8 protein-coding genes are annotated in these 12,180 nt (G+C 59.4%); 2 read left to right on the forward strand and 6 right to left on the reverse strand.

Going from position 1 to position 12,180, the window contains the following annotated elements; translation table 11 throughout:
* Nucleotides 1–120 precede the first annotated feature (120 nt).
* From GIW02_RS27040 to GIW02_RS10025, 4 genes are all read right to left on the reverse strand, one after another.
* The gene (locus tag GIW02_RS27040) at nucleotides 121–246 is read right to left on the reverse strand and encodes a hypothetical protein (RefSeq protein WP_268935383.1); all 126 of its coding nucleotides are present in this window, start codon (nucleotides 244–246) and stop codon (nucleotides 121–123) included.
* A 171-nt stretch (nucleotides 247–417) separates the two neighbouring features.
* The gene (locus GIW02_RS10015; protein WP_236417727.1) at nucleotides 418–597 is read right to left on the reverse strand and encodes a hypothetical protein; all 180 of its coding nucleotides are present in this window, start codon (nucleotides 595–597) and stop codon (nucleotides 418–420) included.
* A 155-nt stretch (nucleotides 598–752) separates the two neighbouring features.
* Nucleotides 753–1,928 (reverse strand): lactonase family protein, encoded by a 1,176-nt coding sequence (locus GIW02_RS10020; RefSeq protein WP_236417725.1) that lies wholly within the window; start codon nucleotides 1,926–1,928, stop codon nucleotides 753–755.
* Nucleotides 1,915–2,202: a DUF5629 family protein gene (locus GIW02_RS10025; RefSeq protein ID WP_236417724.1), complete on the reverse strand. Its 288-nt coding sequence runs from the start codon at nucleotides 2,200–2,202 to the stop codon at nucleotides 1,915–1,917. The genes GIW02_RS10020 and GIW02_RS10025 overlap by 14 nt, the downstream gene beginning before the upstream one ends.
* A gap of 220 nt (nucleotides 2,203–2,422) precedes the next feature.
* Between GIW02_RS10025 and GIW02_RS10030 the strand changes: the two genes are divergently transcribed.
* Nucleotides 2,423–7,291 (forward strand): dermonecrotic toxin domain-containing protein, encoded by a 4,869-nt coding sequence (locus GIW02_RS10030; protein WP_236417723.1) that lies wholly within the window; start codon nucleotides 2,423–2,425, stop codon nucleotides 7,289–7,291.
* A gap of 45 nt (nucleotides 7,292–7,336) precedes the next feature.
* Here GIW02_RS10030 and GIW02_RS10035 read toward each other — a convergent pair whose 3' ends face one another.
* Nucleotides 7,337–9,712, reverse strand: a complete 2,376-nt coding sequence (locus tag GIW02_RS10035; protein WP_236417722.1) for an efflux RND transporter permease subunit — start codon at nucleotides 9,710–9,712, stop codon at nucleotides 7,337–7,339.
* A gap of 15 nt (nucleotides 9,713–9,727) precedes the next feature.
* The gene (locus GIW02_RS10040) at nucleotides 9,728–10,762 is read right to left on the reverse strand and encodes a YCF48-related protein (RefSeq protein WP_236417721.1); all 1,035 of its coding nucleotides are present in this window, start codon (nucleotides 10,760–10,762) and stop codon (nucleotides 9,728–9,730) included.
* 302 nt (nucleotides 10,763–11,064) lie between these two features.
* Here GIW02_RS10040 and GIW02_RS10045 point away from each other — a divergent pair, with 302 nt between their 5' ends.
* Nucleotides 11,065–12,180, forward strand: a complete 1,116-nt coding sequence (locus GIW02_RS10045) for a Gfo/Idh/MocA family protein (RefSeq protein ID WP_236417720.1) — start codon at nucleotides 11,065–11,067, stop codon at nucleotides 12,178–12,180.

Below are 12,180 nucleotides of genomic sequence, written 5' to 3' on the forward strand. Positions count from 1 at the left end.
GCCCTGAAACCAGGCACCGTGGGCTTACTGACACACCGCATTCATCTTGATCGGGGCCGCTTCGCAGCCCAACGCGGGCAAGCCCGCTCGCCACGAGAAGCGCGCCAGCGTGAGCGTTTCTTAGCCTTCGATGAGGCTTAGCAAGCGCTCTCGGGCCATGTCCGGCTCGCCGTCCACCGGCTGCACGGAGGACAGGATTGGTGCGGAATAGAGGAAAAGGATGAAGGCGGCGAGTCGGAGGGCCATGCTGTCGATTCCATGAAATAAGGCGCCAATATTTGAGCGCCAAATTAAAACACATGGCAATGTGCCATTGCTTCAAATTTCTTTCGACAGATGCAAAAACGCCAAACCACTGAAACGAACACGATGTCGTTTCAGTGGTTTGGCGTTTGAGTGCGGGCCGTCAAGCAACGCTCATTGCTGGGTTTTGTGGTCCAGGGCGGCGTAGAAGTTGGCGCTTTGTTGCAGGTATTTCTGGGTATAGGCGCTGGTGCTGGATTTTTTGCCGCTGACGTCGACGCTGGCGGCGGCAGGCAAGGCAACAGTGGCGGAAACAGCGGAAGCGGCGATGATGGAGAATAGATTCAGATTCATGGCGGTAACCCTTGTGTTCGTTTGGTTGAGTGGCCGGGAAGGCCTTGGAACCAAACTTACGCCCGAGCGCTACGCCTTAGAAATGCTTTGAAACACTAGCCGCTATCAATACAATTAATACACAGGCTCAGGCCCCGCATCGCGGGGCCTGTGGCTTATTGACGCAGCAGAAACTTGAGGTCGCTGGGGGCATCGATCGGCAATTTCTGCACGGTTTTACCCAGCAGGCCGGTCTTGGGGTCACGTTCGACCACCACAATTTGGTTACTTTTCTGGTTGGCGATCAACAGGAACTTGCCGCTTGGGTCGAGACTGAATTCCCGTGGGTGGTCGCCTTCCACGGTGCGACGCTGCAGTTCCTTGAGGTGCGCGGTGGCCGGGTCGATGCTGAACACCAGCATCTGGTTGGCCGTGCCGCGATTGCTCAGGTACAGGAATTTGCCATCGCTGGAGGCGTGCAGCGCGGCGCCGGCTTTATCGGATACCGGTTGCCCGTCAGCAAAGTTAACCAGTTGGGTTTGGCTGAGCTTGCCATCCTTGTAGTCGAAGACCGCCACCTGGGCGCTCATCTCGGTGGTCAGCCAGGCATGTTTGCCATCGGCGCTGAACAGCAAGTGGCGCGGGCCACTGCCCGGCGGCAATTGCACAAAGGCCGGGTCGGCCGGGGTCAGCGGCAGCTCGTGGTTGGCCTTGGGGTCGTAGCGGTAGGCAAAGACCTTGTCCGCGCCCAGGTCCTGTACGAACACGTACTTACCGTCCGGCGACGACACCACCGAATGCACATGGTTGGACGCCTGCCGCTCAGGGTTGACCCGGCTGGCCGGGTGCCCACTCAGTTGCACCGGCGCCGACAGCTTGCCCTCGGCGTCGACCGGCAATACCGCGAGGCTGCCGCCCGGGTCTTCGAGCACCGCATAGTTGGCGACGAACAGGTAACGCCCGTCTGCGGCCACGCTGGAATGGGTCGGTTCGTTGCCCAGGCTCTGCACCTGGTTGATCAGGGTCAGCTGATGATTCTGCGGGTCAATGCTGTAGCTGCTCACGCGGCCGACCGGGTCTTTCTGGCCTGGGCCGTTTTCATTGACCACAAACAGATGCTTCTGGTCTTTGGACACTGTGAGCCACGACGGGTTGGCCGCCTTGGCCGCCAGCACCGGCTTGCCGCTGAACTGCCCGGTACGGCTGTCGAACTGCAGGCGGTAAATCCCTTCGCTGGTGCCGGCGGTGTAGCTGCCGACCAACAGTTCATAGGTGTCCGCCGGTGCGGCTTGCACCGACATCGCGCCGACACTGCCGGCCATCAGCAGGGGCCAGAATTTACGCATCATCATCCGCTTCTTCCTCGTCGTTATTGTTGCCGGTGAAGGCGCTCATACAGATAAGGCGGTGCTCGCCCGAATCACCGGTAATTATCCAACTGTGCAGCGTGTCATCGAAACGAGCGGCCTGTACCTGTTCCAGGCTGAAGTGCCAGCGTTTTTCCGCACGGCCGTCCATGGCAGTGATCAGCAGTTGCGCGTCATCCAGCTCAAACTCGAAGGCGTGCAGCCCGTCGATTTCGAGCATGTCGCTGGTGGCAAGGACGGTCGTCAAATTATCAGTCATCACAGTCTTTCATCAGGTTCAAAGTGCTCATGATAGGCCAGTTTGTGACTTCAGCCTAAATCGCGAGTTCCGGGTTGCACCGATCCGCTGGCCGCGCTTGATCCCGCGACCGTGTTCTGCGAATACAAATGCGCCTGCCCGAGTTAACGGGCTACCACCTGCTCCGTGTGCCGAACACTAACGTGCGTATCACTCCCAACCGATACCGAGGCATGCATTCATGTCGCAAACACTCGTTCCACACGTTAGCAACGCGGCACAATCGGCCGTCCGCGCGCAGTTCGCTGATCGCCCGACACTGCGCTCAGTGGTTGCTCAACGCCTTCGCAGCAGCCTGCTGGAAAAATACCCGCCGCTTACCCTCCCAGTCGATCAACTACGCCTCGCCATTCCACGGGACAGCGGTGGGCGTGAGCTCTATCCACTGCTGGAGGTCGCGCTGCAGTACCTGGCCGATGGCACCTACCCAGACCTATCGACGCGCAATAATCTCGACGGCTATTTAAGCGACGCCACGGGTACACGATTGACCTATACCCTAACGGTCGCCAAACCCTACGACCTGAATGTTGTCGAGGCGGTCATACGGGAGCTGCAATGGCTGGTGTACATCAATTTTCAAGATGCACTCGCGCAGTTCTGGGGGCAGCCCGACGCGCCTGCAATCAGCCACTGGTCGTGGCTGTCGGGGTTGCTGCAAAGCAATCTGCGGGATGCTGCGATTCGCCACTCGCACACTGATGAAGCGCAGTTGCGCGGGCTCACCGCTCTGACTGACTGCCCGGATCGCCGGTCCCGCCTCGCCCTGCCGTGGCCCGACAATGGTGTTCACGCGTACACCCTGGAAAGCACGGTGACGTGGGCCGGTCATTCCGTCAGCGTGCAAGCGTGCGACATCCTGGTAACGGCTGCCAATCGGGTCTGGCTGTGCCGGTTTTCGGGAGAAATCGAAACCTATGCCAGCCTCGATGATTTCGGCAAGGCCTGGGGCGAGCGTCTGCAACAGCACTACCTGGCCGATGCCATTACCTGGCGTCAGTACGAACCTGACGGCTCGATTTTTGACAATCAGGCGGCGCTGGCGCTTAACCAGCAACTGGAGGATGTGGCCCAGACCACACTGCCCGCGCGGTGCAGCGTGGCGCAACTGGAACAACACTTTGCCGACATTACCGACCCAGCCCCGTTGTTTGACGCCGCCCTTCCCCCTATCCGCGCCATGAGCGTGCTCGCAACTGGCCTGCCGGACTGGCTCAAGGACGCCTCCCCCGCCGACCGTTTTGCCTATCGCCAGTGCCTGCTGGAAGAGGCCAGCGCCAAGCAACTGGCCAACGGCGACAGCTACTTGAACGGGCTGGACAACATCAAGGACTTCGCGAAAAAGGCACTGAATAAACAACTGTGCCTGGGTTACATGAAGGCGCACGCGCCGCAAGATTCCGAACTTTCGCAGATGTGCGCTGACGGAGCGCTGCCCTCATCCTATGCCGCAGACAAGCTGCAGGTGAACTTCAAGGTGCCCTATGGCGACCTGCGTGGCGGCTTCGTGGAATCCGTCAATATGGGCCTTATCGACCTGGCCCTGAAAAACCTCTCGGGCAAGCCCAAAGGGACGATGACGGTAAGCCACAGCAACGGCGAGGTCCTTGAAGCGTGGCTGACCCCGGAGTACCTGTTGGACATTGTGCAGGTCGTGGATATCGGTAAAGTCTACCCCGACTACATCCGCACGCATTTGATGGGCGAGAGCCCGGAGGCGCAACGGCGCCAGCAGCTGTTCGCCCAGTTACAGCCAGCGTTGCTGTCCACCCAGGCAACTGAGTACAGGATCCGTGGTTTGCACGGTTTTACGGCTCGTGGCCTGCAGTTGATCAAAGCCGTATTCAAGCCTGTCCGGGCACAACGCTGGGTGCAGGACGATGAAATTGTCATGCGCCCACTGGCCTTTCAGCGCAAGCCCGGGGCCACGGCTGATGTTGTGCAAAATATGTTTATCATCGAGACGCGCAACACCAAGAGGGGACCGCACCTGCTCTATCGCCCCTCCTACCAGGCCCAACTGATTCAGTTCGAAACCCGCGATGCGTTACTGGCAATGATTGCCACGCCGGGAGCGCTACAGGAGAGCGTCCTGGCATGGTTATCAGACGGCGCTCGGGGGATCTACAGCAATGGAGGCTTCCTGGAGCCGCACTATGTACGGATCGGCATCGGCTCGGAGTTCGACATGTTGCCCCCCGTCCCCAAACCGGCAACGTTGGCGAGCGTCGATGACAGCAGTGCTGACGAACTGCTGCAGTTTTTGCAGAGCGGCAAGCTCATGCAATTCCTGTATGGCAGCGAGGTATGCACGCTGCTGAACCAGGCAGAAGCCGACTCGACCGCCAATACCGAAAGCCGCTGGGCGTTGATTCTGGAGGGCCTGGAAATTGGCTTCAACACGGTGCTGACTGTGGCACGGGGCCCCATCGCGATAGTGGGCTGGATGCTGCAACTGGCCATGAGCCTCAAAAAGGATATTCCGGCCTTGGAGAGCGCTGACCCAATCACTCGAGAACTGGCCTGGGTCGACGTGTTATTGAATATCGGCATGCTGCTGCTGCACATGGGCCAACACACCGAGATTGCGCCTCCCGCCAACTCGGATGCCACTCGCGTGCTGGTGCTTGAACCGCTGCGCCGTAAAGCCTCCTCGCCGCTCACCCCAGCACCGGTCATCAAGCGTGGCACTGTGGGCGTTGCATCAGAGCCGCCAGGGGACGGTAAGACCCCACTCGACTTTGATCGATCCTTCAGCGGTGATTCGGCGGCGGGCGTCGCCCTTGAAAAACTGCTGGCGATCAGCGTGCCCTGGCCTGTCCCATTGCCGGAGCCCATCAGCATCGGTCTGTACGAAGGCCTCTACAGAATAGGTACGCGGTGGTACGCCAGCGTCGGTGGTCTGTTTTTTGCGGCGAAGATCGTCCCTGGTTTCGGCGAGGTGTTTATCATCGACCCGAATAGGCGGGAGCAGCCAGGGATAAAGCTCCAGTCACTTGGCCGAGGCCGCTGGATCCTTGACCGAGGGCCGAAATTGGTAGGGGGTGGCCCGAAACGCATACAGGGTGCAAGGCAAAGACTTCAAGAAACGAGGGACAGACTTACGAACAGGCTCGCCGAGCTAGCGGCAGAGTTCTCGGCGTTCTCGCAACCGCACGACCAATTAAGCGAGCGGTTGAAGGATGCCAGCAAGACGATGGAGACGGATTACAAAAAGCTTAACGAAGCCTGGCAGTTGCTCCAAAACGCCACCGAAACCAACAGGCGGTTTTTAACAGAGTGGCACGCGCAGGCAAAACTTCGACGACAAAATGCATCCATCCAATTCAAGGGTTTCCTGGACACCTTTCGAGATAGCCTGCCCAGGGCAACCGAGTTGGTTCAGGATATCAGCACAGTGGCAAAAGACTTGGCTAACGCGGGAGTGGAGACGCCAGGCAGGGAAAAACAACTGCAACTGATCTGGCAGAATTTGAATCTCATGCGCGAAATGCTAAGCAGCAGAACTGGAGACCTTTCCTTCAGCCGTGACGGCGAACGCATGCAGGATCTGATCAAGCGCGTGTACCCAACCGATAGGGCCCTGGTTGACAGCAACGCCAGCGCCGAATACCAAGCCAATATGTTGGAACTGTTCAATACCTGGGTCCAGGAGACGAGCTTTGCGAGAGACATGGAGTCCTTGCTTGAGCAACTCAATAATTATTCCAAAGCCGGGCGGGCGTTGCGGCACACACTGCTGAGCACAATCGATCCGCCGAGGTTCTTTGCCGCGAACGTAAAGCTCAAAGCCACCAGAATCCTGTTGATACTCGGTGTTGATATGGGCATCGAACCTCAGTCACCCCAGGAAGCCCAATTCCTCGGACACCTGGACAGAACTGACCTGTACAAGGTAATAAGCACCCACATCGAGGTTCGTAGCAATGATGGCTACTCCCTCACGGAAGAACGCAAGGTATACCAGACACTTATCAGCAAATATCGCCGTTATGAGGCGGCGATCAGCGCACTTGTGGATATTCACTCCGAAAGCATGAATTCGCCTTATTCCGACCGGCTTCTGCAGCGTTTGCACGAAGCACGAGCCATGGCAGAAAGCGAATTGGAAGACGTTGTGCGTAAGCAGGAAAAGCTCGAAGTAAAACTGCGACCGCCAATACCACGGAAGACCAAGAAAGCCACAAAACGCGTATTCAAGACCCGCAAAAAGGAATTCCTGATTGGTGACATACAGCCAGCCGAAGGAGAGAACGCCCACGACCACATCATCATTACGGACGCCGCCAATGGCGACACCATCGCCTCCTATGAAGCCAATGAAGACGGTTGGAGTGACCCCGCCGACACCCGGCAGACACAGCCTGCCCCGCTGCAGGAAGAGTCGCTGCCGACACTCAGGGATCAAGGGAACCGTCTGGTCCAGCAACGCTCCGACATCGAACACTGGGTTCGCAGCCAACTGTTGAAGCTCGACAGCCCACTCACCCGCGAAGACGTGAACCCTGCCGACTGGAGTGCCCTGCTCACCAACCATGCAGACGAACTCGCAGCCATCGCGGATGCATTGCAGCAACACCACCCCGGCTCACAGACGGCAGCCAAACTGATCGAGGACTATCGCGCGCACGCACGGGACATTTCCCGCTGGGCCGAGCAGGTCTGCGGCGACGCTTACAAGCGCCAATTACCGAGCATGGAGGGCCTGCAATACCTGTGGGACCATCAGCAAATCGATATCAACCTGACCAGTCGAGCCGACCCTCAGCGGCCGACACTCAGCGGCGATTTCTTTACCGAGTACGCGGTTTATGACAAGGCTGCAAAACCGCCGAAAGTGCTGTGGTACGCGCATTTTCACTACGCCAGCGCAGACGCGGATGCGGTGTGCACCCGCGCTCATTTGAAGTTGCCCGAGCAACGCAAATACACTCAAAAGGATTTGCTCAAGGTGCATGCGCAAGCGGGAGCCGAGCCGTTGGGCAAAATCATCTACGTGTTGATCACCGAGCCGCAAGACCAGCTATTTTTAGCCATTGCCCACACTTGAGGCCATAGACCGAAAAGCCGGGCACAACGCCCGGCTTTTCCCAGCTTAATGGGCAAACAACGAGTTACCCTTCTGCCCCGCCAGCTTCTCGGGTTTGATCAGGAAGCGTGCCAGCGCCGGCAACAGCCACAGCGCGCCGAACATGTTCCACAGCAGCATAAAGGTCAGCATCAGGCCCATATCCGCCTGGAACTTGATCGCCGAGAAAATCCAGGTGCACACGCCGATCGCCAGACACAGGCCGGTGAACAGCACGGCTTTACCGGTGGACTTGAGCGTCTGGTAGTAGGCCTCTTGCAGTGGCAACCCGGCACGCAGGAAGCTTTCCAGGCGGCTGTAGATATAGATACCGTAGTCCACGCCGATCCCCACGCCCAGCGCCACCACCGGCAAGGTCGCGACCTTGACGCCAATGCCCATGAACGCCATCAACGCGTTGCCCAGCACCGAGGTCAGCACCAGCGGCAGCACGATGCACAAGGTTGCCGCCCAGGAACGGAAGGTAATCATGCACATGGTGGCGACGCACAGGTACACCAGGATCAGGATGGTCAGTTCCGATTCCTTGATCACCTCGTTGGTGGCCGCTTCGATCCCGGCGTTACCGGCGGCGAGAATGAATTCCAGGCCGTCCTTGTTGTTGTCCTTGGCGAAGTCCTGCACCGCATGCACCGCACGGTCGAGGGTTTCGGCCTTGTGGTCGTTGAGGAACACCAGCACCGGCGCCAGCGAGCAATTGTTGTTGTACAGGCCATCGGCGCGGGCGATGGAGTTGTTCAGCACGTCCGGGTTACGCGACAGGGTTTCCCATTTCAGGTTGCCCTCGTTCATGCCCTTGATCATCTGCTTGGACACGGTCACCAGCGAGATCGCCGACTGCACGCCCTCGGTGTTCTGCATCTTCCACATCAACTGGTCGATGGGCGCCATGGCTTCATAGCGCGAACAGCCTTCGGCCTTGGTCTTGACCATCACTACCAGCACGTCGGAGCTGGTGGAGTAGTTGCTGATGATGAAGTTGTTGTCTTTGTTGTAGCGCGAGTCCGGGCGCAGTTCCGGCGCGCCCTGGTCGAGGTCGCCGATCTTGAGGTTCTGGCTGTACCAGAGGCCGCCGCCGAAAGCGACCAGCGCCAGCAGGATCGAGACGGGCGCAACTTTGGCGCTGGCAAATTTCGACAGCAGACGCCAGAACGGGTGGTCGCGGTGCGCGTCCTTTTTGCTCTTGGCGATGGCGCGCTTGCTGATGCCTACGTAGGAAATCGCCACCGGCAACAGGATCAGGTTGGTGAACACGATCACCGCCACACCGATGGACGCGCCGATGGCCAGTTCGCGAATCACGCCGATGTCGATGATCAGCAGCGTGATAAAGCCCACCGCATCGGCGAGGATCGCGATCATCCCCGGCAGGAACAGCTGCCGGAAGGTGCGCCGCGCGGCGGTCAACGCGTTATCCGCTTCGCTGGATTGCAGGGCGATACCGTTGATCTTCTGCACGCCATGGGAAATCCCGATGGCGAAAATCAGGAACGGCACCAGCATCGAATACGGGTCCAGGCCAAAGCCGAAAAAGTGCATCAGCCCGAGCTGCCAGACCACCGCCACCAGCGTGGTGCTCAGCACCGCGATGGTGCTGCGCAGGCAGTTGGTGAACCACAACAGCAGAATCAAGGTGATCACGAACGCGACGCCGAAGAACAGCACCACCATCACCAGGCCGTCGATCAGGTCGCCGACTTTTTTGGCAAAGCCGACGATATGGATCTTGACGTTGGGGTTTTGCGCTTCGAACTTATCGCGGATCTTGTCTTCGAGTTCATGGGAGAACTTGCGGTAATCCAGGGCCAGCAATTTGCCCTGGTCTTGCGGGTCCGGGTAGGACTCCAGCAACGGGATATCGACGATACTCGACTTGAAGTCGTTGGCCACCAGGCGCCCGACCTGGCCGGACTTGAGCACGTTATTACGCAGTTGATCGAGGCTCTGCGCCGAGCCGTTGTAGCTCTGCGGGATCACTTCGCCACCGGCAAAGCCTTCTTCGGTCACTTCGGTCCAGCGCACGCTGGGGCTCCACAGCGACTTGAGACCCGAGCGGTCGACGCCGGAGATGTAGAACACCTCGTCGTTGATCTGGCGCAGGGTCTCCATGTATTCCTTGGTGAAGATGTCACCGTCCTTGGCCTCCACCGAGATGCGCACGGTGTTGCCCAGGTTGGCCAGGTCGTTACGGTGCTCCATCATCTTTTCGATGAAGGGGTGCGTGAGGGGGATCATCTTTTCAAAGCTGGTGGACGGGCGAATCAACGTCGCCTGCCAGAACAGGAAAATACTCACCAGCAGGCAGATCACGATCACTGCCGGGCGGTTGTTGAAGATCAGGCGCTCAAGAAAGGTCGCTTTATCGTTGTGATGACTGCTCATTCTTTGCCCGCCTTCTTATTGTTTTTCGAGTGCTGCGCCGGTGGGCTTGGCGACGCGTACGCCACCCTGCCCGGCCAGAATCAGGTTGCCATTGCCGGCCGCCGTCACGGCCGACAGCGAAATACGGTCCGGGCGGTTGAACACGCTGAAGGTCTGCCCGTCGTCGTGGCTGACCACCACGCTGCCGCCGTTGCCGACCACCACGATGGAACCGTCATCGAGCAAGGTAGCGCCTGACAAACCAAACTCCAGCGCCCCACGCGCCGCGTTCAATTCGACCTGCTCCCAGGTGCTGCCAAAGTCGGTGGAACGGTACAGGTTGCCGCGCAGGCCATAGGCCAACAGGGTTTGCGGCTGGGCGGTGCTGATCACGCCAAACAGCGAGCCCTCGTAGGGGCCTTCGAGTTTCTCCCAGGTCTGGCCGTCGTCGCTGGAGCGGAACATGCTGCCCTGCTCGCCGACGATAAACAGCCCGGCGTCCTTGATCTGGGCAATGGCGTTGAGGTGGAACTGGTCTTCGTTGTCGAGACGGTCGCTGACGTCTTCCCAGGCCTTGCCGCCGTCGGTGGTTTCGATCAGCGCACCGTAGGCACCTACGGCCAAGCCGTGGTTGGCGTCGTTGAACCACACGTCGAGCAACGGTGCTTCACGCTTGAGGTCCTGGTATTGCTGGGTCCAGGTCGCACCGCCGTCGGAACTGGCGAGGATCTGCGCATCATGGCCGACCGCCCAACCTTGCTTGTCATCGACGAAAAACACCGCCGTGAGCAGTTGCCGGGTCGGCACTTTGGCTTGGGTCCAGGTGCTGCCCTGGTCATCGGAATAGAGGATGTGCCCGCGATCACCGACCGCCACCAGGCGCTTGCCGGCGTGGACCACGTCGATCATCAGGCCTTTGGCGGCCTTGGGGGATTCAATCGCAAACACTGCAGCAACAGTGGTATCGCTGGCGGCCTGGGCGGCAGTTACGCCGAATCCAAACAGCGAGAGCGCTGCGGCCAGCAACGCAACCTTGCGTGCGGCGCGTGGGCGGCGAACAACCCTACCCATGACAGGCTCACTCATAGACCTTCTCCCAATTATTATTTTTTGTTAGGTCGTCTCGCCTTCCAGGGCCTTGAAACCTGCAATCTAGAGCGCCTGAAGGAAGCAGGGGCCATCCTATCGGGCTTTCGAATCGTCTGACAATCGGCGCTACGTTATCTTTTGTTAACTGACGGCGTTTGGCCATGGCCTGAATAGGCGTGTATCAGCCTGGGTGATTAATGAATTTTAATTCCACCTATTGAGTTATGAGAATTTTTATTCCATAAATACGCTTCCTGAAAACAATAATGCAAAGGACCACGGCTATGCGTGAACTCGGAATCGGTTTGATCGGCACAGGTTTCATGGGCCGCGCTCATGCCCTGGCGTTCAACAATGCCCGTGCGGTATTCGAACTGCCGGTAACCGTCAAACTGGCCGCCCTGGCCGATGCCGACACCGAGCGCGCCCAACGCTGCGCCACGGCCTGGGGCTTTGCCCAGGCCCACGGCGACTGGCAGGCGCTGATCAATGACCCGGCCGTGGACATCGTGGCAATCACCACGCCCAACCATCTGCATTACCCCATGGCCATGGCCGCGATTGCCGCCGGCAAGGCGGTGTACTGCGAAAAACCCCTGGCCGTGAGCCTGCAACAGGCCAACGCCATGCGCCGCGCCGCCAGCGCAGCCGGGGTGGTGACGCGGGTCGGCTACAACTACCAGCACAACCCCATGATCGGCCTGGCGCGGCAGATGATCGCCAACGGTGACCTCGGAGAAATCATCAGCTTCCAGGGCGAGTTCAGCGAAGACTTCATGGCCGACCCGGCGTCACCGTGGTCGTGGCGCTGCGAAGTCGAACATGCCGGTGGCGCCCTGGCGGACCTGGGCAGCCACTTGTTGTCGATGGCGCATTACCTGGTGGGCGATGTGGTCAGTGTGTGTGCCGATACCCAAACCGTGCATGCCCAACGCCCCGCCGTAAAAAGCAGCGCCGATCTGAAAGCCATCGCGGTGGATGACCAGGTGCACGCCCTGCTGCGCTTTGCCAACGGCGCACGCGGTACGGTGAGCAGCAGCTGGCTCAAGCACGGCTACAAGAACCACCTGTGTTTCGAGGTCAGCGGCACCAAGGGCACGCTGGCGTTCGACCAGGAACGCCTGAACGAACTGCGCCTGTGCCGGGTCGGCCAGGAGGGTTTCCAGCGCCTGCTGGCCGGCCCCGCCCTGCCCGGCTATGCGGCGTTCAGTCCGGCTGCCGGGCACCAACTTGGGTACAACGAATTGAAGACGCTGGAGGTGCAGGAATTGATCATGGCCGTGGCTGGCCAGGGCGCGGATGGCACTGATTTTGAGGCCGCGTGGGCGGTTGAGCGGTTGGCGACGGCGATTCGCGTGGCGGCGGCTGAGGAGCGCTGGGTAAAAGTGGACTCGGTCTGA

Origin of the sequence: Pseudomonas syringae (assembly GCF_021606685.1) — a bacterium.
In the GTDB taxonomy this organism is placed as follows: Bacteria; Pseudomonadota; Gammaproteobacteria; order Pseudomonadales; family Pseudomonadaceae; genus Aquipseudomonas; species Aquipseudomonas syringae_R.